Raw genomic sequence first — 23,634 nt, forward strand, 5'->3', positions numbered from 1 at the left:
TTATAAGAACAGCATACCATACAACCCTGCGGCAACGACGACTGTCGCAACGGTCCATTTGGCTTTGGAACGGAACAAGATGATCAAGCCAACGCTGAAGATGATCCATGCATGGATCCCGATGATGGTTTGACTCAGGATGCCCAATGCAGTTGCACTGATCAACCCAACGACACCTGCCGTAACTCCATCGAGAAAAGCATGAGCAGATTGATTATCGACCAATTTTTCAACGTATTCGTGTCCGATCAGGGTGAAGGCGAAGGATGGAGTGAAGATCGCGACTGTGATGATAACCGCGCCTACTACACCGCCGCCAATATAGCCAACAAATGTGGAGAAGATGATCAATGGTGCTGGAAGTAAACTGGATAATGCAAGCCCATCAAGAAATTGCGCATCGGTCATCCATGCACCGACTTGGACGGCGTCATGCCTGAGAAACGGGATGACAGTGTATGCGCCGCCAAAAGTGAGGAGTCCGCTTTTGAGGCCGGACCAGAATAAAGTTAAGAGTGATGCGGGTTTTGTGAGGGTGGCAGTAACGGCTGTTTGAGTTGAAGTTGCTTGCAGTGTTGAAAATCCAACGAAGGCGAGATACGTCACAAAACCGATCAGAAGAATCCATGCGATGGTTTTGTTTTTGTGGAAAGTGTAGATCAAGCCTGCAAGGATAAGTGTGATGAGAAAGTTGATGCCAAGAAGTTGTGCGAGTGCGGCAATGAAGGCGATATCCCATAGCCAGTTGTGATCGTGAAGTGCGTGACCGCCAATGCGATGCACGGCGCGGACGATGAGCGCGGCGACGGCTGGTTGCATGCCCATAAACACTGATTGGAAGATGGGTGAGCCGATGCCAATGGCAACATAGAACCATGAAATGGCAAGCATTAAGACGAAGCCCGGAAGCATGAACCCAAGGCCTGCAAGGATGGCCCCGAGACGTCCGCCTGCGATCATGCCAAAGTAGACACACAGTTCATGTGCTTCAGGCCCGGGTAAGGCTTGATAGACAGCAAGGACGCGATTGAATTTTTCTGGCGAGATCCATTTTTCTTCATCCACGATTTCTTGACGGATCATGGCGATCTGTGCGACAGGCCCACCCCAGGCGAGAAAGCCGAACTTGAGGAAACGTAAGAAAATATTAGCGTAGCTTTGATGTGGGATGGCTGACGTCATCGCTATTGCTTTGATGGGAGAATTTGGCGAATGGTGGGGAGATGTAAATAGAATGCAACAACGCTCATCGCGATGCCCACAAGCAAAAGAAATGGCGGATCAAGCATGACACCAGAGACTAACCCCGCAATGAGAATATAAAGATGTGTAAGGGCTGGAACCCAAAAGGCCAATGATGGGACCGGGGCGAGATAAAACTTTGGGCGTAGTGCGAGTGCAGACACAAGCGCAATTATGAGTGCTGAGAAGATGACCACGTTTCGATATTCAGGCGCGACGCCGAATACGATCAGCGCATTAGTTCCCAAGACGCCTGCAAGACCAATGACATATCCCAGCAAGGGAGAGACCCAAGTGCCGACCCAATCTTTGCGACGGGCAAAGATGCGATACCCAAGCGAGAAGAAAAAGATGACCCAGAACCACGCCCAGAAATTCGCGAATGGTACGCCGAAGTATTGAAACTCAAGGCCCTGACCCCAATCCCAAAACCCGAAGCGGATGGCGATAGCGTCCATGGCAAGGTCGATGTTCAGGGCAAGCAGACCATCAAGAATGGGGCGCGTCCAATAGGGCAGACTGCTTGCGTTGGAAAATTCCATTGCGCTATACAGAATGCACCCCCATGCCACACCGATGCATAGCGGTACATCAAGAACCATGATGAGGAATTGGCCATATTGATAGACATGCAGTTGACGGATCGTAGCAAGCTCAAGTGACACGCCAAAAAGAATGCCCGCAAATAGCCTGAGTAAATTTGCTGTGCCATGTTTCCATGCATGATGAAGGCACAAAGCAAATTGGATATAGATGATGACCTCGAAGAGAATGAAATATGTGTTTGGCACGAGACTCTCCTTTACTTGATCGAATCAACATCGTACCCATACGATTGGAGATATTCCAACATCAAGGGGTGGATCTCTTCAACGGAGGGCAGGGGCTTATCCTCACAGGGGGCTGTGTGGTTTGCGATCAAACCGCTTTCAAAGGTGTTGTCTTGCACATTCAAGGCATACCACTTTTGGCATACGATCACTTGCACGATCTTGATCTGGTAGAACGGTGGTTTTATCTTTTTTGGTGAGCCAGCCGTAATACTGATGATCTTTCTATCGGCAGGTACTTCAGTGCTTAGCATGGATGCGCCTGTCATCCACTCGGGTTTTGCTATGCCAAGATAATCCAGCAGTGTGACAGGGATATCAATGATCTGCGCGTTATTTTTAAATTTTCCATTGTGTTCGTTATTTGGGAAGTGGATGATGATGGGGATACGTTGATTGGTCACATATTTGAAGCCATGATCGGTGTAGATGACGACGATGGTGTTATCCAGTTTGCCAGATTCGGCCAGATATGTGAACAATTCTTGTACGTGCTTATCGAAACTCTGGATCGATTTTTGATAAAGTTTTACATCCCACTTTGGCTCTTTGCCTGCGGGTGTCGTCTCCATGAGGCCGCCATTTTTTTCGGAGGAGAAGACGGGGCCGTGTGTATCCATGAAATGACTGAAAACGAAAAGTGGACGCTCGGAGTGTTCCAACAGATCCATGATCTGGTCCATGCGTTGCGTATCGGTCATGCGGGACTTGGGGTTGTTTACCTGCTCGAAAGGATTGACCATATCCTGAATAAAGAAGATATGGAGCAAGCGCTCGGTGATCCTTTCTGTGATCGTTTGGATGAAGTAGGTGGAAGGGGAGTTGCCCAGCACAGACCTGAGCGCATCGAGTGCGGGTTGCTTCACGGAGTGGTTGTTGACGATGTCAAAACCATCGATCAAGTTGAGCTTTGTGGCGTCGACATAGTTGGGTGCGCCGATCTCCACAGTTAGATACCCTTGATGTTTCAAGATGCCCGGTAGGTGTTCGAATGAATCTTCATCGGTCAGAATATCGGGATAGCGGTATACACCGACCTCGGCCGGTTCCTTGCCTGTGAGAGTAGATGTAGTGGACGCGGTGGTGCTGGATGCGTTGGGGAAGGCGTTCTCAGCTACAAGAGATTTTTTTACAAGTTGATCAATGAATGGCGTGGTTTCGAGTTCGCTCCCATAGGCGGAGAGGTAACTTGCGCTGAGGCCATCGGCGCCGAGGATGATAATGTTGGGGCGTTCGGCTGAAGTTTTTTGAGGCTTGATCTTGAATCCGCTGTAATAGGGAGCGCGGGAATTGTAAATCGCTAGTATCCCGGTCAATGAAACAGCAAGCAGGCCGAAGGTCAGAAAAGAGGCGGACTTTTTGAGTGTGGGTGCTGTCCGTTGGGCGTATCGGAACATCCAGATAAAGATCAGGATGAAGGCCACTGTGTAAATGATCCGCCATCCTTCAAGGGTTGAGGTGATGCCGAGCTTGAAAAGTGTGTAGGTAAAGTTATCAAGCAGAATGAGTGCGCTGATTGATAACATAAGTGCGGACGGGACATAGCCGATGGATTTCCATTTTCGAGCAGGGATGAGGAAAATGGAAAAGAGTATCAGCAGGATGAAAGCTATCACACCACCGCTCACGACCAGCGCTTTTAGCTTTTCATATAGTGAGAGCACAGAAAGGGTGGATGGCTTTGTGACGAAGAACAGCCATTCCATGAAAACATGGAAATAGGCAGTGAGCACGGTAAAGCTGAAGAGAAACAGTAAGTTGTTTTTTGTAGGGGAATTTGGGGTCATAGAATCGGGATATTTTACACCCCTTATGTTGAAAATGTTATTGATTTTGCCCCCCCAGACAGAATTACTGGAGATTTCGTTTGGCGGCCTCGAGCAAAGCTTCCTTCATGAGTGTTGGGCCTCCGTTGTGGGAGGTGAGCCCGATTTGAAGAGAGAATTTCACTGACTTACCGTTATTTGTTTCGAATTCTTTTTCAAAGATCGTAAGGAGTCTATTGCGTACAGTATTGGCTCCGTCTTCATTCGTCATGGGAAGCAGGATCAAGTATCCTTTTTCGTGGCGGGTGGGGATATCGACTGCGCGCAAGCGTGAACTTAATGCAGTTTCGAAAATTGATGATGTGGATTGAGCGTCTTTCCCGTCTGAGACCTGATGTGTCATTTCAAGATAGATCAGTGATAGTGGAGTTTGATATCGAATGGTGCGCAGGATCTCATAGTCCATCAAGATACGAAAGATTTCCTCGTTGTAAATTTGGGTTCTGAGCAAGACGTCTTTTTTCATCTGACCTCTGATTTATCCCAGCGTATTGCTAAAACAGTGCCGTGGACGATTACTTTTTAGGACGATACATGATGAGAAGCCGCATATTTCCCATGCGTAGTTGTGATCCGCTTGGGAAGGGATAAGGGATATTGGGGACGAGCCGTCTATCGTTCAGCCACGAGCCGTTACTACTGGTGAGGTCAATCGCCTCGTATCCAGATTCGAGCCGCTTGATCATTACATGTCGTCTTGATACTCCCATGTGGCCAGCATTCAGATTGGCGAGATCGAGAAAATTATCTGTGGGAGGGGTGAACTCTGTTGTTCGCCCGATGATCAGGTCCTTGCGGACGGGTACATAAATGGGAGTGGGCTCTCCCGCTACTTGAATACCGATCCCGTTTTCAGGTATCCATTCAAGGTCAATGAAAGACTCTATTTTCACATCTTGAGCACTGTCGGAAGCATCGGGTATCCCTACAAATTCTGTTGAAACTTCCTCGAGCCATTTGCCGCAATACATGCAGATTGTGGCTTGTTCGTCATTCTCTTTGTTGCAAGCGGGACAGCGTTTTTTGGTAACGGTCATTTTCCTGCCTCGATCGGTGTGATGTGGTTAATGGTTGCTGATATGTTCAAATACATATTACACTCAATTGTACAAAATCTCAATAAGAAAATTATACCCATGTGGTTTTCCCCCCATGTGGTAGATGTAGACGATATTCGTTTTTATTTTTAGCCCTTTGGTATGGGATGATATGCGATGAGAATGCGCATATTACCGATACGCAATTGTGATCCGCTTGCAAATGGGTAAGGACGATTTGGGACGAGCCGTTCGGCGTTCAGCCATGACCCGTTTCTACTGGAAAGGTCTATGACTTCATATCCAGATGTTGTTCGTTGTATCTTTGCGTGTCGTCTTGAAACCCCCAAGGTGCCAGCGTTCTGCTCAGAGAGATCAAGAAGAGTTTCTGATGTCGATGTCGCTTCCATTGCACGCCCGATCACAAGTTCTTTGGAAAAAGGAATGTAAAGCGGCGTGATTTCGCCTGCTATGTGGATGCCGATCCCTTCTTCAGGGATCAATCCGACGTTGAAGAATGATTCGATTTGTGTGGCTAGAGTGCTGGAACGTTCCTCAGAACTTTCTGGCATTGCCACAAATTGCGTTGAAATTTCTTCCAATTGCGCGGCACAGTACTTGCAGACTGAGACTGCGAATTCGTTTTCTTTCTTGCAAACGGGACAAATTTTTCCTGAAGCGTTCATTTTTTGACTCCAAAAAACTTGATGTTGTGAGTCGCGAATTCTTCAAGGGAATATTACACCCAATTCCATAAATTCTCAATAAGAAAAATACGGTTTTGTAAGTGGGTTGGGAGGTGGGAAAGAATATGTATTACCTACAGCCCCAGCCACTTTCCAGCCTCGCGCGGAAGGTTTCCTGCGGGGCCTTGTCTTGCTGTGCATTGTGGCAGAGATTCCAGAAACAAGCGGCCGTATTGCTTCGTCATCACGCGCTTGTCAAGGATGGCGACCACGCCTCGGTCTGATGCGGTGCGGATGAGACGGCCGAATCCTTGGCGGAATTTTAGAATTGCCTCGGGCAGATAGTATTGATTGAACGAGTCTTCGTAAATTTCGGAGCGTGCCGCGATGAGCGGGTCGGTGGGAACGTCGAAGGGCAGTTTGGTAATGAAGACAACGGAGAGCGAATCGCCAGGCACGTCCACGCCTTCCCAGAAGGATTTGGTTCCGAGTAATACAGCGCGGTCCGTGGCTTTGAACGATTCGAGCAACGCGTTCGGTGAAGCGCCGTCCCCTTGTTCATAGACGTAGATCTCTTCCCGTGCCAGTGGTCCCGTGATGGCTTGCGATGTCTTCTTCAACGCCGCGTAGGATGTAAACAGCACGAGCATGCGTCCGCCCGTGGCTTTGGCGGTGTTGATGATGGTCTTGTCAAGAATTTGTTGATTGCCGTTCTGATTTGGTTCGGGGATGTCGCTGGCGATATAGAGTAGAGCCGCGCTTTCATAATCATAGGGCGAACCGAGTTGCATCTCGTCGGCTTCGTCTGCGCCGAGTGTGTTACGGATGTATTTGAACTCGCCATGTGTAGTCAATGTGGCGGAGGTCAGCACCACAGAACGTTTCTCATGCCACAAATATTTTTCAACTAATGATGCTACGCTCAATGGCGCGGCGTTCAAAGACAAACGATTTTGGTTGGGTTGTACTTCGATCCAGTAGACCATGCCGTTGGCAGGCTTGCTGATCATGCCGGTGATGTTTGCTTCAGCTTCGGTCAGCCTGCGCGTCACGTTACTGATATCGCCCATCACATCTTCGAGTTCATCGTGCCCATCCGCGTATAACTCGGCGGCGGCTTTGTAGATCTCGCCCAGTTCGGTCAACAGGTTGCGTAAGGTCTCGCCTGTGGCATCCCATGCCATTTCCACTTCATCCCAGAATGGTAACGTCCGTGTGGCAGGGAGTACGCGTGATTGCCACGCATAATTCGATTGTGGTTGTCCTTCCCGTTGCAGGCGCGCGAATTCGCTCAACACATTGAAAAACTCGCGGTTCATCTGCTCGATGCGGAACGCTTTGTCGGTGGCACGATTTACTTTTTGCTGAATCAGGCCAAAGTCCGCAGGGCGAAGCGTTTCGTTCGTCTCGCCGAGCAATCGCCCGAGCACGCCCGCATTTGTCCCGCCGACCTCTTTCATCATGCGATCCATATCAAATTGACTCAGACGGAACGATAGCGCGTTGGTCGTTGCTGATTCCAAGTGATGACCTTCGTCAATGACGAGGTGCGAATATTCTGGCAGGACTTTACTGCCCGTAGCGACATCGGAAAGCAGAAGCGCGTGGTTGACGACCAGCACATGAGCGGATTGTGACGCGGACTTTGCGCGATGGAACGGACATGTGCCGCCTGCACGTTTGATACATGTTTCGGTCGTGCACGCATCATCCTCAGCCGACATCCGAGTCCACACCTCACGCTCGGTCGGTCCCGTGAGATTTAACTGGCTTCGATCTCCGCTCGTGTCATTGAGTTGCCACACCATGACTTTTGCCAGCACGCGCATTTCATCTGCGTTCTTGGGGCCGAAGTGACGCATATTTTCCACACGTCGCGGACAAAGATAATTCGAACGGCCCTTAAGTACCGCAAAACGGAAATCAAGGTTGAGCGCCTGACTTAAATTGGGCAGGTCGCGTTGAATGAGTTGATCTTGCAGGTTGATCGTGTTCGTTGAAACTACAACACGTGTATTGTTTTGCAGAGCGAACAATGCTGATGGTACGAGATAAGCAAAAGACTTACCGACGCCCGTGCCCGCCTCGACCATCAAGTGACTTCCATACGAGAGCGCATCGCTCACGGCGCGGATCATGCCGATCTGTTCGGGTCTCTGCTCAAAGGTTTCGAAATATTGTGAGAACGGTCCGCCGTACTCAAGAATGGATGCGACCTCATCTGTGTTGAGCGGAGTAGGCTCATCAGGGTTGCTCAGTGGTGGATATTTGGCGTCATCGAAGAATGCCTCTTGCTTTTTGGTCTTCTTTGCTTTTATCCCCTCTTTGGCACGTGAGCGCAGGATTTCTTGAAACGCCCAATTTGCATCCCAATCCAGCACTTCGCCGTGCCTAACGATCTCAGCGATGACATCAAGTGGCAACTCGCGCGCCATTTCAAACAATTTGTTCAATGCCGCCATCGTGACGCGTGCATCATCCAACGCGCGGTGGGTGGCAGGGAGCAGAATACCAAGTTGTTTGCCAAGCGCGCCGAGGTTGTAACGGCTGGCTGTGGGCATGAGCACAGCGGCTAATTCATACGTATCAATGACTTCGTTATATTGCGCGATTCCGCCCTTTTGCAAAAATCCCAAATCGAAGCGGACGTTATGTCCAACTACAGGCACCTCGCCGATGAAGGCTTGCAAGTCATTCCTGACCTCTTGAAACTTCGGAGCGTTGCGAACTTCTGAATCTGTGATGCCTGTCAGCCCCGAGATAAATTCTGGGATATGCCTGCCGGGATTGATGACCGAGGTCCACTCATCCTCTACGCGATGCCCTTTGAATCGCACCGCTCCAATTTCAATAATGGCATCGCGGTCTTGACTCAAACCAGTCGTTTCAATATCTATGGCTACGATTGAATTCATAATACATGTATTTCGTTGAGCAGGCAGATACCTGCTATCTGCTCACGACAATTCTCTTTTCAAAATGGGGTGTTTTTTGGTCGTAGAAGTAGAACAAGTGTATCATAAAAGATGATAGGGGCGACTCTCGGAGTCGTCCCTATCATGGCAGGTGTAAAACAAAAGAGATTACTGGCTACCCTTTAATTTGTAGATAAACCAATCACCAAACTGAGCAACATGTTCGTAATTTTCGCCAAGATATTTGACGCCATCTCTCACGACCTCGGACCTCTTTTGTAGTGGCAGGTAAAGTTTATCGGTTATCTCTGTCTTACCGCGAGTGTCGATGATTAAGACAGGTTTATTCTCTATTATTTGATTGAAATACTCCTCGAACATTTGTTGATTTCCCGTTAAGGCTAGTGGATATTGATAAACATAACGTGTGGGAGCTTCCCTTTGGGTAAGGAAATTTACAACGCTTTCTGCTCCAATAATTAAAACTTTATCTTTCTCATCTGTATGCGTAACAATGTATTCAGCTATCGGTAATCGGCTAGTACCTACCAGGCTTTCCATGTACTCGCGATACCCCTTCGCTTTAGGTACTTGTGCGAGAATCACTATGGCGAGTAACCCCAACCCCATAATATTATTTTGGATGAATCCGCGTGGTAGAAATTTACCTGCAATTTGTAATATGATGTAAATAACGATACCACTCAGAAGTGCCATAACAGGTAAAGGGGCAAGATAATAATGGAGGATGGAGTGACTGGAAACTAAAATAAACATTAATTCGATTGGTAAATCGACGACTGAGAAAAGAATTAATGCATTTTTCCCTTTTAAGAAGTCTTTCTTTTCAATCCATAGGTAGAAGACCCCGGCTAACCAACCTGCCAATGCGAAATATAGAACCCAGCCTTGCTTTAGAAAGGCAAACCCCTTGATAAACGTTGCTATTAGGTGCCGTATACCATCACGCTGTTTGATATAAAGAAAATTGTAGATAAATACCTGATTCCAAAGGTCACCCAATGCGTGGTTGACATAAAAATATAACGTAAAAATAACAATCGGTAGAGACCATCCGATCATTAAGTATATAAACTCAGAAATCGGTATTGTTTTTTGCTTTATCCTTGTAAGTACCAGCAAAATAACAAATGTGATCCAAACTCCAATTGTCGTTTGTTTGAAATAAAATGCCATGCCTCCACATAAACCGATCCATAACATCTGTATAGGCGGATAATTCTTTTCTCTTGCCCTGATAAAAAGGTAGATGCATAGGGCCTGGAAAACCAGAGCATATTCTTCGGTTACATTACCACGGTTAATGATTGATAATAAGCCAGATGTCAATATGATTGTCCCCGTTAGGGCAGGGAAAATGCCTAACTCCCGATTTAGAGCTTTATAGATTAATAGGATCGTAAGGAATATAAAGATAAATTCAATCGTCCAAACACCCCAAAGTGATTTGGGCGTTAGTGATAAGCCAAGAGCATCGATATAATAAATTAACGGCGGTTTATGATCCCATACATCTCTATATGGGATATCGCCATTAAGTATTCGCCATCCAATATAAAGAAAAACCCCAGAGTCGCGTGAGGGTACAGGCACATTATTGGGGTTGTTGGGATATAAAGCAATAATTGCTCCGACCAATGAAAGCAGAGCAGGTAAGATAGTTCCTTTTAGTATTGTATTTTCACGATTCGTATCGTCTTTTTGCATCCTGATATCCTTAGTAGAAGAAGCACATCATGAATATTGTAGGGGCACGATATATCGTTATATCGTGCCCCTACGGGATTATTCGGGGAGCGCGGCTTTCACTGCCGCTAATTGCATTTGCGAGATGGGCTTTTCTTTCATCTTCTTTCTGAAGAATTCCTTGATCTCTTTTAATTTCATCGTAGGGACGGGAGCATCATCTGCGTTGATATGGACATCTTCGTTGGTGAAGACCATCATGGCATTGACTTCTGGGATTTCGGTTCCGTTCATCTGTTTTTGGAAGTGATTGATCATGGCGTTGACTTCGCTTTGCGCTTCAAGGTCCGGCCGGCCAAGACTTTCCTGCCCGAAGATGCGCATGTAGCCTTGCAGGAATCCACCACCGCTCATCTTCCAGCGATTCTTGTTAAATGTGACCACTCCGCGTTGGTGATAGGGCATAATCACCCAAACGCCTGCAGGACCAACTAGCAGATGTGATGCAGGTGTAATGTAGTGATAGATCGTAAATTCATTTTGCAAGCCCTTGAGTCCTGCGTCCAATTGTTCGTCCAGCCGTGGACTTCGTCCATAGCGATTGCCCATGTACATGCCGATTTGAGTTAGTGTAAAGCCCAGGAGCAGTGCGACAATTGAATAAACGAACAGGTCTGTGCGTGTGAAAGAAATATACATGCCCAAGCCAAGCACGGCCAATGCGCCGAGACTTGTCCACTGGCCGATCTGTGAATTGCGTTTGATAAGTTTTTCGTTCTTGATGATTTTCATATTTTCCTTTTTAGGACACGGATTTTACGGAAGTGCGGATTTCTTTTTTTTACGGAAAGATCATTTCTTGATCCAAGAAAGAGAGCCCTTACGTTCATTGTCATAAATTTTTCGGCGGAACTCGGCAGTTGGGCCGAAATTGAGCACCAGCCCAACTTCAATATCGGTTGCCTTCAAATAGTTCAAAAGCTGGGCGGCATGATCCTCAACGATCTTTTCTGCTGCTTTCAATTCCAACAGAACCACATCGTTCACGATCAAGTCCGCTTTGTATGTGCCAACTTTTTGCCCGTGAAAGTAAACATGCAAGTCTACCTGTGGCTCCACTTTCAAGCCGATTTCATTCAGCAAGATCACCAGGGAATTTTCATATACCTTTTCGGAAAACCCATATCCAAGTTCTTGATGAACCTTGAAGAAAGCGCCAAGAATTTTTCCTGTTAATTCAGAATGCTTGCCTTCAAATTTACTACGATTTTGCATCTTTGTTCTTTCCGTAGCTTCAAAGATATTCCGTTTTCTCCGCGCGATCCGTGTCCAAAATTATCTCTTTAGATTTTCTTCAATCGCGGCTTTGATCGCGTCGAGTACTTTTGACTCGGCCGCTTCCTTCGCCACGCGGACTGCGTTCTTCATTGCCAGTGCATCCGACCGTCCATGGCCGATAAAGACCAGGCCATTGATACCCAGCAAGGGAGCCGCGCCTTCTTCGCTGGGATCAAGTATTTTCTTGATCTTGCCCATGGCAGGTTTGATGAGCAACCCGCCTAAGATCGTCAGCGGACCTCCACCTTTAATAGCGTCACGTATCTTTTCGATGATCAGTTTGGCAACCGCCTCAGTGGACTTCAACAACACGTTACCGGTAAAGCCGTCTGTTACGGCCACATCCGCGTGACTGTTGAACAGTTCCTTGCCTTCGAGATTTCCTACAAAGTTGAGGTTCGCCTTCTCCAAAAGCGGATACGCCGCCTTCACCAACTCGCTTCCCTTACCAGCTTCTTCACCGTTTGAGATCAACCCCACACGCGGATTTTTTACACCACGCACACGCTCCGCGTATACACTGCCCATGATCCCGAATTGCAAAAGATTCTCTGGTTTACACTCGGGGTTTGCTCCGATATCCAGCACAATGCAATATCCCTTCGCTGTAGGGAAGGGAGGGGCGAGCGCGGGTCTATCCACGCCGCGAATGCGCCCGAGCCTAAATAATGCGGTCACCATTGCCGCGCCGGTGTTGCCCGCCGTGACGAACGCGTCCGCTTCACCGTTCTTGACTAGATCGTACCCCACCGCCATTGAATTTTGCGCATCCTTGTGGCGTGCCTTCATCACAAGGTCTTCGCCTTTGTCGTGCATCGTCAGCATTTCAGGTGCGTGGACAACGCGAATGGGCAGACCAGCCGCATTGTGTGAATCAAGTATCGGTTGAATCTTTGAAGCGTCCCCTGTCAAAATAATTTTTACTCCATATTCTCGTGCCGCCATCACAGCGCCCTCTACATCTGGCCCCGGATAATTGTCGCTCCCCATCGCATCCACAACGATCGTCGTCATAATATCTCCTATTGATCTTTATTTTCCAGCGTGAAAAAGAAAGTTGCGCCCTTTCCAACCTCTGATTCTACCCATATTTTACCGCCATGTACCTCTATGATACGTTTTACGAGTGCAAGACCGATGCCAGTTCCATCGCTCGATGGATCCAGCTTGTTGAACAGCCCAAAGATGCGATCATGAAATTTTGGCGCAACACCCATGCCATTATCCTTTACAAAAAAAACTTTATTGCCATCTTTTTCCTGCATCCCAATTTCTATGATCGGACGTTCCTGAGCGCCCATAAACTTGATCGCATTGACGATAAGGTTTTGCAGGACTTCGACCATGCGGACGTGGTCTACATGAACAACGGGAAGATCCGCCTCTACCTTAACCTCAACCTGTCTCTCGGTTAATTGACCGTGTACCATCTCAAGCGTTTCCTCCACCAACTCCCCGAATGGGATATCCTTTGGTGGGTTGATCAAACGTCCGATGCGTGAAAGTTCAAGCAATTCACTGAGCAGACGCTCCATTTTTTTTGCAGCCTCGCGGATGCGACTGATCGTATGAGGAATCTTTTCGTGTCTTTCTTTTTTGATGTCTTCCTCAAGAAATCCCAGGAACCCTGCAATCGTCACAATCGGGCTTTTCAAGTCGTGCGAAACCGTGTAGGTGAAGCGCTCAAGCTCGGCATTTTTATTTTCAAGTTCCTTCACAGATTGCACCAAGCGCTCTTGCGTCTCTCTGTGCTTCATCAACTCTTTTTGCAGTGCATCGAACAGTTGAGCATTCTGAATAGCGATGGCCGTTTCCTGTGCTATCGCTTCCAACATGGAAAGGTCGCGGGGTGTAAATTTTCTCCCGGGCTTTCTTTTGTAGACAGCTATTACACCCAGTGATTTTCCCGCGCTAATGATCGGAATGCTCATGAACGCGTGTATTCCGGTGGCTATCCACTCTGGCATTGCATTTGGGTGTCTGGAATATTCGTCTTCAATGATCGGCCTTCTTTTTTCATAGGCCAGCCACGTCAACCCTTGTCCTTTTGGGATGATACGGGAAATATCCCTGTGCTCATTGAAAGAATATGCATTAACGATGGCGGACCCATCTGCCGACATGATGCTGACAGTCCCTGTTTCTGCGCCTGTCAACGCCACACTGACCCTTGCGGCTGTTTCCAGTGCATTCGGCAAGTTGTCGATAGTACTGCTGATGGCATGTGCAAAATCGTTGATGTGTTGTTCTCGTTCGAGGTTTTCTGCTCTCTCTGTGTACAACCGTGCGCGACGAATGGCGATATTGATCTGTTCTGCTAATAAGTTCATCAAGCGCAGATCATCTTCGTTCAAAGGATAATTGCTAGAACTTTCCACATTCAGTGTTCCACAGATTTCATCTCCGTCAAAAAGTGGAACACAAACCTCTGATTGTATCTGTGGGGATGCCCGTAGGAATCTCGGTTCGTTTGTTACATCCTTGATCAAAACCGCTTGTCCGTTATTGAGTACCTGACCTGAAATCCCCTCAGTGGGTGAGATAGTTTCGAGCACGTTTTCGGCCTCGTAGCCGATCTGGTGCTTCAAATGTAGTTGTCCATCTTCGAGCATATACAAACTGACAAAGATATAGCCGAACATTTTGGCGATCTCTTCAACTACTTTGTGAAAGAGAGCATCCAAGTCAAGTTCACGTGCTAAAGTATTTTGAACCGCACTAAGAAGGGATAGTTCCTGTGCCTGTCTATGGGTTGTGACGAACAATCTGTGATACCTTTCCTCGCTCTCTTTCAGGAAAAGCTCTGCCTGTTTTCTGGTAGTGATATCTGTCAGAATGCCTTGTACGATCAACTTTTTGTCGTTTGATGTAGAAACGCTGATGCTCTGATCGTGTATCCACAACACACGGCCATCCTTTGCGATCATTCTGTATTCGGTTTCTATGCTAAGGCCCTTTTCGAGAGATAAAGCTTCAGTTCTCACCGTATCATCCCGGTCTTCCGGGTGGATCTGCTGATACCAAAGGTTTGGGTTTGTGATCCATTCTTCTGGCTCGAAACCGAGCAAGGACTTGATTTGTGGGCTGACATAGAACCAGTGGCCGGTGTCACCGGTTTCAGCGCTATAAATGACAGCCGGAATCCGTTCCACCAACTCCCGGTATCGGGTTTCTGCAGCGCGGAGTTGTTCCTCTATGTTCTGGCGTTCCTCGAGCTCTCGTTGCGCTGATGCATATAACCGGGAATTTTCAATAGCAACTGAAACTTGATTAGCAATGCCTTCGAGGAGCTTTAGGTCTGTTGCACTGTATACGTTCATCGTATAACTTTGTGCAGATATCAGCCCGATCACTTTTTCTCTAACTTTTAGTGGAGCAAAAAGCAGAGAGGCAGATTTCTTCGATTCATTCCCGATTGCCTCATGGCTTTTGATCGGTAGTACCAATTCCTCTTTTGTGCGCAGAATGAGTGACGCGGTTGCACCTTGCAAGAAACCGTGCATAAAACTTTGATTGGCAACTGGCTCTGGCTCTGTTGGATAGTACTTCCCATCGTCGTACATGATCGGATAGGAGACGGTATTGTTTTTTGAGTTATATAAAGCAACATAAAACGCATCGACACTAACAACTTTCTTGACTTGTTCGTAAACGACTTCCAGTAGATCCGTCAGGTCTCTTAATTCCGCTACAGCACGTCCTACCTCGTTGATGGTCATAAGTTGATCGGCATGCCGTTGTGCATTCTCTACAAACTTCTCCCTTTGAGACGCTTCTTCGCTAAGTTTAATGTGATTGTCGATTAAATCCTTTTGCCTGTCATTCTCGATCTTGTTGCGTTGAACCATCACAGTGATCGTGAATAGGGATGCGAGCATGTAAAAGCCAAGTGCTGGCGCCATAACCCCGAAATTCAATTCGGAACGAATAAAAGGCAACACTGCTAGAACGATAATATTTATTGTGCTATAGATGATGGTGGTCTGCACCGAATAGATCAGCCCACTAAGGGTGAGTGGTAGAACGATCCATACAAAGGCGGCAAGGATTTGATCGGGCTCGGGGTTGGGTCTGGTAAGAGCAATTAGAAAGGATGGAAAAGAAAGCGTAACCAGCAGAACCAATGTAGCAAATTTGTACCAATGTGTGCGCGCTAAAAAATAACTAACGAACAATAGAACCAACGCAATGAAAGGAATGTTGCCTGTCATGATCTGTTCAATGCTGACCGCAATAAATGAGAATAATAGAAATATAGATGCTGTGATGGCACGTCTGCGCTCTTCGGCTTTAGAGAAAATCACAAACGGCTCTGTGAGCAATCTCAAGAGTTGTTCAAAAAAAGAGCTTACGATACTAAAAAGACGTTTCACATTTATCTAATTCTTTGGTGTATCTTGCAAAGTGAACTTAAAGGTCGAGCCATTTCCTGGCTCCGATTCTACCCAAATTCTCCCGCCATGTACTTCGATGATCTTCTTTACAAGTCCAAGCCCAAGGCCTGTCCCTTCCATTTCCGGGTTGAGCTTGTTAAAGAGCTCAAAGATCCTTTCATGATGTTCTGGCGCGATACCGATCCCATTGTCCATGACTGAAAAAACATATTCACCATTGACCTCGGCAAAGCTAATCTTTATGGTCGGGTTGGGTTGATGTCCTATAAACTTGACGGCATTGGCGATCAGATTCTGCATGACCTGAACGATCCGCATACGGTCTACGTGGACAGTGGGAAAGGCCGCGTCAATTTTAACTTGAACCTGCTTTGCCTTAAGTATCCCATCTGTCGCTTTGAGTGCATCTTGTACGATCTCACTAAATAGTACATCTGTGGGTGGGTTGGTGATGCGTCCAACTCGGGAAAGGTCCAGTAACTCATCTACGAACACCCCCATTTTCTTTGCCGCATCGCTGATCTGTCCAAAATCCTTTTCTGCTCGTTCTATATCTCCTTTTTTGATATCTTTTTCGAGATATCCTAAAAAGCCTGCGAGCGTTATCAATGGTGTTTTTAGATCATGCGAAACTCGAATGGCAAAGCGATCCAACTCCTGGTTCTTTGATTTTAGCTGACGGATCAATTCTTCCCGTTCTTGTTCTGCTGCTTCGCGCCTTTCGATCTCCTCTTCCGCTTGCCGTAAACTGTTATATACATTCTTTGACAGCCGGTACACCGCATTTCCAGCAACAAGGATAATAATGCTTCCAATAAAAAAATCTTCCAAGTTGGTTGTTACAAAATGGGGCTCATAGAGATTCCAAATATCCCCAAAGACCAGCCATGCCATACACAAAATGATCAACAACGAAAGATTCATTACCGCCTGCCCTCGCAGGATCAACCCTACTACCAATAAAATAACTGGGTAGCCCAGAACGCCAATATCGTAAATGCCCTGACTTGTTGTTGCCATCCATGTGATCAAGAGAATGGTTACTACTGCCAGTGTGGTACTTGGCGTAGTGATTGCATCTTTCTGTAACTGTATCAGGGAAATAACAACAGGTATAACGCCGATTGAGATCACAAGGGCATTCAAATATTTCCCCATGATTAGATTTATAAAAAGAATAGTCAGGAAAATTGCAAGTGTTGAAAACCCAATCCACCGCACAGTACTCTTGATCTCCCCTTTATTCTCTTGAGATTGTCTGCGTAGGGCTGAAAAAAATAATTCTCTGGTGGTTGGTCTACTTTTCATTCTGTGCCCTTCCTGGATATTTTGCAAAAGTGAAATAGAAGGTCGAACCTTTTCCAATACCTTCCGATTCGACCCATATTGATCCACCATGAACATCCACGATTCGTTTAACCAACGAAAGGCCAATGCCTGTACCTTCGCTATGTGCATCCAGTTTGTTGAACAGCCCGAACACTGTATCAAAATATTGAGGCTCTATCCCCATACCGTTGTCGCGCACGAAAAACACCGGGCTTCCATTCCTCCACTTTACTCCAATGCAAATACATGGGTCTGTCTGTTCCCCCATAAACTTCGCGGCGTTATCCACAAGATTTTGTACCACCTCAACCAACCGTATACGATCCCCATACACGGATGGAAGATCCGCTTCCACCTCCACTCGAACTTGCCTCGCCAGCAAACGGCCTTCTACAATTCTCAAGGCTTCTTGTACTACTTCACCAAAGGGAACATCTTCTGGTGGATTCATCAGACGTCCGATACGCGAGAGTTCGAGCAACTCGTTGAGCAACCTCTGCATTTTGACGACCGCCTCGGTGATCCGCAAAATGTCTTTGCTCACTCTCTCTATGTCGCCTTTTCGAGCATCCTGTTCGAGATACCCCATAAAGCCTGAGATCGTCACCAATGGAGCCTTGAGATCATGCGACACGGTATATGTAAAGCTTTGTAACTCCTCATTTTTCGATTTCAATTCACTCATAAGCTGATCGATGCGTGAGATATCGTAGAACGAATAGAGCTGACAAGGCTTGCCTGCGATGGATATATTCACCGCAGAGAGTAACCCGACGCCGATCTCCCCGTTCTTGCGGCGAAATTCTGCTTTATATTCATCGATGTATCCCTGTTGTTCTAACGAGTTGATAATGAAATCGCGATCTTCCTGGTTTAACCAGATGTTCAGATCACGCCCGGCCCTCTTCCCGATAGCATCTTCTCGCGTATATCCTGTTACTTTGGTAAACGCCTCGTTGATATCTAATAGTCTGTGGTCGTTTGTATTATTAATTGCCATCGCCACATACGTATGATGAAAAGCTAGTTCAAATTTCTCCTCTGAAACCCTGAGCGCCCGGTCAGCTTGTTGACGTTCAATAGCGGTTCCCAAATTGCTTGCCGCTACCACGAGGGCATCTGCCTCTGTCTTTGACCATGGCATTTCATGTACATAATCATCGAACCTGATGATGCCCCACCACTGTCCATTGACAGTGATCGGTACGTCCAAAATAGTTTTCAATCCTGTGGCGCCGAATCTGTCATCCCAATATTGGGGATATTGTTTTCGGCTTCCATAGAAAGGTTTTCCATTCTTCAAGTTTGTATGCCAATCCTCTATGCCTAGGGTTGGATCGATTTGGGTACTTTGGTAATCTAGGTTCTCTAGATCTGATTGCTGATTGGCTGAACCCCATTCATACTTTTGCGATGAAAGTATTTCACCATTCTCCCCTGGATGATTTTCGAAAATATAAACATGACTTGCCTCCGTTGCTTCACAGAGTAGTCGCAACATCTCGTTTGCGTCGCTTTGCCAATCGCTTGATTTAAGAAGCAATTGAGCAGTTTCGGCAACTGCATTAAGAATAGCCTCATGCTGTTGAATCTTTTGTTCTGCATTCTTGCGGGCTGTGATGTCGGTCAACACGCCGTGAATGTATTGAGGTTTACCATCATCTCCTTTGACTACAACAGACTCATCTTGAAGCCATACCCATCTGTTGTCCTTTGACCTCATTCGATATTCGATCACCGACCCCTCGCCCTTTGCAAGATAATTCTTGATATCTGACAGAACGTTTGGTAGATCCTCCGAGTGTGTTAACTCCATCCATATCTTGGGGTTATTTTGCCATTCTTCAACCGAATACCCCAGCACTCTCTCGATCTGAGGGCTGATATAAAGTGTGTCGCCCTCTTCTTCAGGAGCATCGCGATAGATAATGACAGATGTATTTTCCACCAATGTCCTATACATCGCTTCTGCATCACGCAAAGCTTTTTCAGCTTTTTCACGTTCAGTCAACTCTTTTTGAACTGTATTCAAACTACTACGAATAATGTTCGATAGAACATAAACTGCAGACATTGTAATAAGCAATATTAGTGATGTGACAACAAACTGCCCTATATGTGACGATTGTGGATATGTGGGGTGATATAAGCCGTACACTGCGCCAAGAGTTAACCATGCATTGCAGAGAATAATAAGCCCCATCAAATAAAGGACAGTTCTTCTTTTCAAGATCAGGCTGGCAATGATTAGGATTGATGGAAAGACCACAGCCCCAATGTCGTAAGGGCCCTGCCCGACAGTTGCCAGCGCTGTAAATACGGCAATCAGTGAAACTGCAATGACAGTCCCTGCTAATTCAATACGATCACGGTGCGTCAGCCAAAGCGCGAATAAAATAGGGATTATGCTTGGCGCGAGGATCGTGGCATCCTGTGTATTTCCGCTGAGTATCTGTAAAGCAAATATACCCCCCATGCTCAATAGGATCAGAATAGATAACCTAAATAGAACAATTCTTGTAGTTGTTTTGATAGTATTCGGCTCAAGAAGACGGGAATCGTGTGTGTTGTGCATTCAGAAATTCGTGAATCGGTGATGAACCAGTAAAAATATATCTTTGCTTGACAACTCTATGAACACGATTATAATACGCCCTGCTCTTGGGCGCTGGTGCTGGAATTGGCAGACAGGCACGTTTGAGGGGCGTGTGGCGTAAGCCGTGGAGGTTCAAGTCCTCTCCAGCGCACAATCAAGAAAAATCCCCATAATAGGGGATTTTTTGTTTAAACGAAGTTCCGCTTCTGACTTACCTTGAACCTGATTCTACTTAATTAGTAATCACCAAACTACAACAAGTAACTGCCCCCTCTGCCTTTGCCAATTCATCCACATCAGCACTGACGATTGTATAGCCATGCGCCTCTAGCTTTGCACGTGTCTTCGGAAACGATGTGGGATAAATGATCGAATCTCCAATGGGAAGACAATTTGCCGCATTGGGTTCTGACGGGTCTATCTCGATCAGCTTGTAACCTTCGAAGAGACTTGCGTCCACCCAGCTTTTATTGATCAGTAGAGTGTTATCGTCTACGCGTGTAACTGCGGACTTGAGATGTAGGCAGTCGTGCAATGGAACGCCTGTGACAGTGTATCCATCGTCGCTGAGTAAGTCTTTCAGTTGATTGATCGCAACATTATTACTGCGTGTGGATAAGCCGATAAAAATGTCTTTGCCAATGACTAACACATCACCGCCGTCTAGCGTGGCGGGCTCGCGAATGTAGAGAAGTTTGATGTGTGGGGACAAGGTTTGGATGATAGATTCGGTTTCAGGTTTCCGCGAATCAGCCCCAGGTCGAGTGATGACCGCTGCGTGAGGGAGGATAAAAGCTGTATCTTCGACAAAGACCGAATCAGGCAGATTGGCCTCAGCAGGGAGTTCTAAAACAGTACATCCAAGTTTTTTGAGCGCATCTATATAGCCGCAATGTTGTGCTTGTGCAACAGTAACATCAATAACACTTCGCTCGATGTGCGTGATCTCGCATTCATTAAAACGCGGACTCACATCTCGGGTAATGGCGAGCATTATCTTTCCCCGGAACGATAACGTTCTATCAATGCCTGGGTGCGTGGATCTTTAGGATGATTGAATAGCTCATCAGGCTTAGATTCCTCAATGATCTCGCCATCAGCCATCACGAGAACACGATCTGCCACTTCACGTGCGAAACCCATTTCATGTGTGACGACTAACATCGTCATGCCATCTTTAGCGACCTTTTGCATCACGCTCAGCACCTCGCCAATGAGTTCAGGGTCGAGAGCAGATGTGGGCTCATCGAAGAGCATGACTTTAGGTTGCATTGTAAGAGCGCGTGCAATAGCCACACGTTGTTTCTGTCCGCCTGATAGCCTGTTTGGATATTCATCCTTTTTGAAGAGCAGACCTACGCTATCGAGGTTTTGCTCTGCAAGCTCAATAGCTACCTTGCGATCCATGCCTTTGACAGTGACGGGTGCTTCGATGACATTTTCAAGCACGCTCATGTGTGGAAAAAGATTGAACTCTTGAAAAACCATGCCGGTCTTCAAACGGATTTCATGAATGGCTTGCCGATGTTCTTTGCGTGTGCCGTTTTGAATTTCAACGCGAACACCATCCACCTCGATATGGCCGCGCGAGGGATCTTCAAGGAAATTGATGCATCGCAGTAATGTACTTTTTCCAGAACCACTACGCCCAATGAGACATACTACTTCACGCGGCTGGACTTCGATGGAGACATCCTTCAACACATGGAGTAGGCTGAAGTACTTATCAAGGTTCGATACTTTTACGATCGGTGCCATATTAGCGGTCTCCTTTGGCAAGACGGGTTTCGATGATGCTTTGAACGTAGGTCAGGATAATGGTCATCACCCAATAAAAAATCGCTGCCATGATGAGCGCTTCGAGGTTGTTGAACTGCGCTCGCCCTACTTTCGTTGCGCGCCACATCACCTCGTGGACGAAGCCAGTGGCGGAAACAAGAGCCGAGTCTTTTGTCATGGCGATAAAGTCGTTGCCAATGGGAGGGATCGCGAATCGAAGCGCCTGCGGGAGAATGACGCGTCGCATGGTTTGCATGGGCGTCATGCCTAGAGCTACCGCTGCTTCACGTTGTCCTCGCCCAACAGATTCGAGCCCGGCGCGGAAGATCTCGCTCATATATGCACCATAGTTGAGCCCTAGCGCAAGGACCCCTGCGAATAAACCCGTGAGAATAATGCCCAATTGTGGTAAAGCAAGGAAAAAGAAAAATATTTGTAGATATAGAGGTGTTCCGCGAATCAATGAAACATAAAAAGTGCTTAGTGCGTAAAACGGGGGAAATTTGGAAAGCCGTCCAAGCGCCGCGAATAGAGCCAGTGCGATTGCCAGCGTGATCGAAAGGAGCGAGACGATCAGTGTTTGCCCGAGGCCGCCTGCAATGAAAAGAAAGTTTTTCTGAATGAAATCGAGGTTAAGAGCAATTGTTTCAAAGCCGAGAAAACTTTGGCCACTGAACAAGTAGACTAGAAAGAGAAACAACAGACCCCATGTTACGGATACCCACGTACTAAATTGGCGGGATGTTCGCTGTTGCGACTCGTAGAGTAATTGCGCATGCGTTTTTTCTATCTCTGTTCCCGTGGATGTTGGGTTCATGTTGAGGTGCTCCCTTCGAGTGAATGCATTACAAAAAGGGAAGCAGAACTTTCCTGCTTCCCTTTTTGTGTTAAGACTTGCTTATTTGGGTGCTATGGTTAGATCGCTACCAAGCCATTTTTTCGACAGGTCAGACAAGCGACCGTCGCTGTGCATGGCGGTGAAGATCTTGTCAACTTCTGCGCGGAGGGTGGCTGTCGGCAGGCTGGATGACTTATCGAACGCGGCCGCAAGTTCTTCGGAGTACACGGGATCACCAAGTTGCACGACCGGGAAACCAGCTGCAATGTTGGCATTGACGACTGTTATATCCGTTACGTATCCTACAAAGTCCTCACGTCCGGCGGCAATGGCTTGCGCACATTCCTGATCGGTGGGGAGTGGGACAACAGTTACATTCGGAGCTTCAGCGTAGATGGAAGAAGCGGGTAGGCCAAGCCCTTCCATATCGTGATTCAACCAGGATTCATAAGTAGTGGCTGTTCCAGAGCAAAGAGCCTTGCCCTCGAGGTCAGCCAGTGAGGTGAAACCAGAGTCCGCACGAACAGCAACAACTGCTGGCGCATAATAATACGGAACACTGAAATCTAAGATTTTCTGGCGAGCTGTGGTGATGGTCATTGAGCCAACGCTTACATCCCACTTGTCAGCCCAACTACCAGCGGTGACAAGGTCCCAATCTGGCGTGGCGAAACAAGTCTCAACACCCAACCCTTCGCCAAGAGCCTTGGCTACATCCACGTCAAAGCCCTGCATTTCGGCGGTGGTGAGGGCGTCAGATGGGCACTTGGTATCAGCAGGTCGCTTTCCATCGGTATTGAGGAAAGATTTTGGCTCATAGTTCGGGTCGGTTGAGACCAGAATATAGCCACGTTGTTTGATGGCGTCCAACACATTGTCGGCTTTTACTTCTTTGCTTCCACAAGCGGTGAGCAGAAGCGCCGTAGCCATTACTACGACAAGAACGTTATATAGTTTTTTCATTTCTCCTCCAAGAGAATAGAATGGGTTTGAGGCAACAACCAAGTTGCCTTGAGATGTTGACATATTCATCTCATCGCCTAAGCATAGACTATTTTTTTGAAATATGCAAGTGACCATATGCAGTATTTTCGAATGGTAAAATTGGCTCATCAAA

At 47.0% G+C, this 23,634-nt stretch carries 18 protein-coding genes and 1 tRNA gene; 1 reads left to right on the plus strand and 18 read right to left on the minus strand.

The genetic code is table 11. The annotated features are described in order from the left end of the window. The 14 genes from chrA to IPP66_16150 all read right to left on the minus strand — a co-directional run bounded on the left by chrA (position 1) and on the right by IPP66_16150 (position 19,879). A complete protein-coding gene (gene chrA, locus IPP66_16085) occupies positions 1 to 1,182 on the minus strand; it encodes a chromate efflux transporter (protein MBK9926792.1) in 1,182 nt (393 codons plus the stop codon). A 2-nt stretch (positions 1,183 to 1,184) separates the two neighbouring features. Continuing rightward, on the minus strand, positions 1,185 to 2,033 hold the full coding sequence (locus IPP66_16090; protein MBK9926793.1) for a carotenoid biosynthesis protein: 849 nt from the start codon (positions 2,031 to 2,033) through the stop codon (positions 1,185 to 1,187). Positions 2,034 to 2,044: 11 nt separating this feature from the next. Then, positions 2,045 to 3,859 carry a sulfatase-like hydrolase/transferase gene (locus tag IPP66_16095; protein MBK9926794.1) on the minus strand — a complete coding sequence of 605 codons (1,815 nt, stop codon included), beginning with the start codon at positions 3,857 to 3,859 and terminating at the stop codon, positions 2,045 to 2,047. Between the two features lie 64 nt (positions 3,860 to 3,923). Continuing rightward, positions 3,924 to 4,364 (minus strand): GGDEF domain-containing protein, encoded by a 441-nt coding sequence (locus IPP66_16100; GenBank protein ID MBK9926795.1) that lies wholly within the window; start codon positions 4,362 to 4,364, stop codon positions 3,924 to 3,926. A gap of 49 nt (positions 4,365 to 4,413) precedes the next feature. Then, positions 4,414 to 4,935 carry an FHA domain-containing protein gene (locus tag IPP66_16105; protein MBK9926796.1) on the minus strand — a complete coding sequence of 174 codons (522 nt, stop codon included), beginning with the start codon at positions 4,933 to 4,935 and terminating at the stop codon, positions 4,414 to 4,416. A gap of 149 nt (positions 4,936 to 5,084) precedes the next feature. Next, positions 5,085 to 5,621 (minus strand): FHA domain-containing protein, encoded by a 537-nt coding sequence (locus IPP66_16110; GenBank protein MBK9926797.1) that lies wholly within the window; start codon positions 5,619 to 5,621, stop codon positions 5,085 to 5,087. Positions 5,622 to 5,755: 134 nt separating this feature from the next. Continuing rightward, the gene (locus IPP66_16115) at positions 5,756 to 8,536 is read right to left on the minus strand and encodes a DNA polymerase III subunit epsilon (protein MBK9926798.1); all 2,781 of its coding nucleotides are present in this window, start codon (positions 8,534 to 8,536) and stop codon (positions 5,756 to 5,758) included. A 168-nt stretch (positions 8,537 to 8,704) separates the two neighbouring features. Continuing rightward, on the minus strand, positions 8,705 to 10,264 hold the full coding sequence (locus tag IPP66_16120; GenBank protein ID MBK9926799.1) for a glycosyltransferase family 39 protein: 1,560 nt from the start codon (positions 10,262 to 10,264) through the stop codon (positions 8,705 to 8,707). Between the two features lie 78 nt (positions 10,265 to 10,342). Then, the gene (locus tag IPP66_16125) at positions 10,343 to 11,035 is read right to left on the minus strand and encodes a hypothetical protein (GenBank protein ID MBK9926800.1); all 693 of its coding nucleotides are present in this window, start codon (positions 11,033 to 11,035) and stop codon (positions 10,343 to 10,345) included. Between the two features lie 60 nt (positions 11,036 to 11,095). Beyond that, positions 11,096 to 11,518 carry a GxxExxY protein gene (locus IPP66_16130; GenBank protein MBK9926801.1) on the minus strand — a complete coding sequence of 141 codons (423 nt, stop codon included), beginning with the start codon at positions 11,516 to 11,518 and terminating at the stop codon, positions 11,096 to 11,098. Positions 11,519 to 11,578: 60 nt separating this feature from the next. After that, entirely contained in the window at positions 11,579 to 12,595 is a 1,017-nt protein-coding gene (gene plsX, locus IPP66_16135) for a phosphate acyltransferase PlsX (GenBank protein MBK9926802.1), read from the minus strand. Between the two features lie 8 nt (positions 12,596 to 12,603). Beyond that, entirely contained in the window at positions 12,604 to 15,885 is a 3,282-nt protein-coding gene (locus IPP66_16140; protein MBK9926803.1) for a GAF domain-containing protein, read from the minus strand. Positions 15,886 to 15,960: 75 nt separating this feature from the next. Further along, entirely contained in the window at positions 15,961 to 17,283 is a 1,323-nt protein-coding gene (locus tag IPP66_16145; protein ID MBK9926804.1) for a hypothetical protein, read from the minus strand. Next, positions 17,273 to 19,879: a PAS domain S-box protein gene (locus IPP66_16150; GenBank protein MBK9926805.1), complete on the minus strand. Its 2,607-nt coding sequence runs from the start codon at positions 19,877 to 19,879 to the stop codon at positions 17,273 to 17,275. Before IPP66_16150 ends, IPP66_16145 begins: the two co-directional genes overlap by 11 nt. 90 nt (positions 19,880 to 19,969) lie before the next feature. Between IPP66_16150 and IPP66_16155 the strand changes: the two genes are divergently transcribed. Then, a tRNA-Leu gene (locus tag IPP66_16155) sits at positions 19,970 to 20,051 on the plus strand. An 81-nt stretch (positions 20,052 to 20,132) separates the two neighbouring features. Here IPP66_16155 and IPP66_16160 read toward each other — a convergent pair. The 4 genes from IPP66_16160 to IPP66_16175 all read right to left on the minus strand — a co-directional run bounded on the left by IPP66_16160 (position 20,133) and on the right by IPP66_16175 (position 23,480). After that, the gene (locus IPP66_16160; protein ID MBK9926806.1) at positions 20,133 to 20,897 is read right to left on the minus strand and encodes a dimethylargininase; all 765 of its coding nucleotides are present in this window, start codon (positions 20,895 to 20,897) and stop codon (positions 20,133 to 20,135) included. Further along, positions 20,894 to 21,658, minus strand: coding sequence for an amino acid ABC transporter ATP-binding protein (locus tag IPP66_16165; GenBank protein ID MBK9926807.1), 765 nt, complete (start codon positions 21,656 to 21,658; stop codon positions 20,894 to 20,896). Before IPP66_16165 ends, IPP66_16160 begins: the two co-directional genes overlap by 4 nt. A 1-nt stretch (position 21,659) precedes the next feature. Beyond that, positions 21,660 to 22,496 (minus strand): amino acid ABC transporter permease, encoded by an 837-nt coding sequence (locus IPP66_16170; protein MBK9926808.1) that lies wholly within the window; start codon positions 22,494 to 22,496, stop codon positions 21,660 to 21,662. An 81-nt stretch (positions 22,497 to 22,577) separates the two neighbouring features. Further along, positions 22,578 to 23,480, minus strand: a complete 903-nt coding sequence (locus IPP66_16175) for a transporter substrate-binding domain-containing protein (GenBank protein MBK9926809.1) — start codon at positions 23,478 to 23,480, stop codon at positions 22,578 to 22,580. Positions 23,481 to 23,634: the final 154 nt, after the last annotated feature.

It is taken from the genome of Candidatus Defluviilinea proxima, from assembly GCA_016721115.1.
GTDB classification, from domain to species: domain Bacteria; phylum Chloroflexota; class Anaerolineae; order Anaerolineales; family Villigracilaceae; genus Defluviilinea; species Defluviilinea proxima.

Excerpts from the sequence above, each read along its gene's own strand:
- plsX (MBK9926802.1), bottom strand. The coding sequence starts at position 12,595 with ATGACGACGATCGTTGTGGATGCGATGGGGAGCGACAATTATCCGGGG.
- chrA (MBK9926792.1), bottom strand. The coding sequence starts at position 1,182 with ATGACGTCAGCCATCCCACATCAAAGCTACGCTAATATTTTCTTACGT.
- IPP66_16175 (MBK9926809.1), bottom strand. The coding sequence starts at position 23,480 with ATGAAAAAACTATATAACGTTCTTGTCGTAGTAATGGCTACGGCGCTT.
- IPP66_16120 (MBK9926799.1), bottom strand. The coding sequence starts at position 10,264 with ATGCAAAAAGACGATACGAATCGTGAAAATACAATACTAAAAGGAACT.
- IPP66_16145 (MBK9926804.1), bottom strand. The coding sequence starts at position 17,283 with ATGAAAAGTAGACCAACCACCAGAGAATTATTTTTTTCAGCCCTACGC.
- IPP66_16100 (MBK9926795.1), bottom strand. The coding sequence starts at position 4,364 with ATGAAAAAAGACGTCTTGCTCAGAACCCAAATTTACAACGAGGAAATC.
- IPP66_16150 (MBK9926805.1), bottom strand. The coding sequence starts at position 19,879 with ATGCACAACACACACGATTCCCGTCTTCTTGAGCCGAATACTATCAAA.
- IPP66_16105 (MBK9926796.1), bottom strand. The coding sequence starts at position 4,935 with ATGACCGTTACCAAAAAACGCTGTCCCGCTTGCAACAAAGAGAATGAC.
- IPP66_16130 (MBK9926801.1), bottom strand. The coding sequence starts at position 11,518 with ATGCAAAATCGTAGTAAATTTGAAGGCAAGCATTCTGAATTAACAGGA.
- IPP66_16170 (MBK9926808.1), bottom strand. The coding sequence starts at position 22,496 with ATGAACCCAACATCCACGGGAACAGAGATAGAAAAAACGCATGCGCAA.
- IPP66_16115 (MBK9926798.1), bottom strand. The coding sequence starts at position 8,536 with ATGAATTCAATCGTAGCCATAGATATTGAAACGACTGGTTTGAGTCAA.
- IPP66_16165 (MBK9926807.1), bottom strand. The coding sequence starts at position 21,658 with ATGGCACCGATCGTAAAAGTATCGAACCTTGATAAGTACTTCAGCCTA.
- IPP66_16125 (MBK9926800.1), bottom strand. The coding sequence starts at position 11,035 with ATGAAAATCATCAAGAACGAAAAACTTATCAAACGCAATTCACAGATC.
- IPP66_16095 (MBK9926794.1), bottom strand. The coding sequence starts at position 3,859 with ATGACCCCAAATTCCCCTACAAAAAACAACTTACTGTTTCTCTTCAGC.
- IPP66_16110 (MBK9926797.1), bottom strand. The coding sequence starts at position 5,621 with ATGAACGCTTCAGGAAAAATTTGTCCCGTTTGCAAGAAAGAAAACGAA.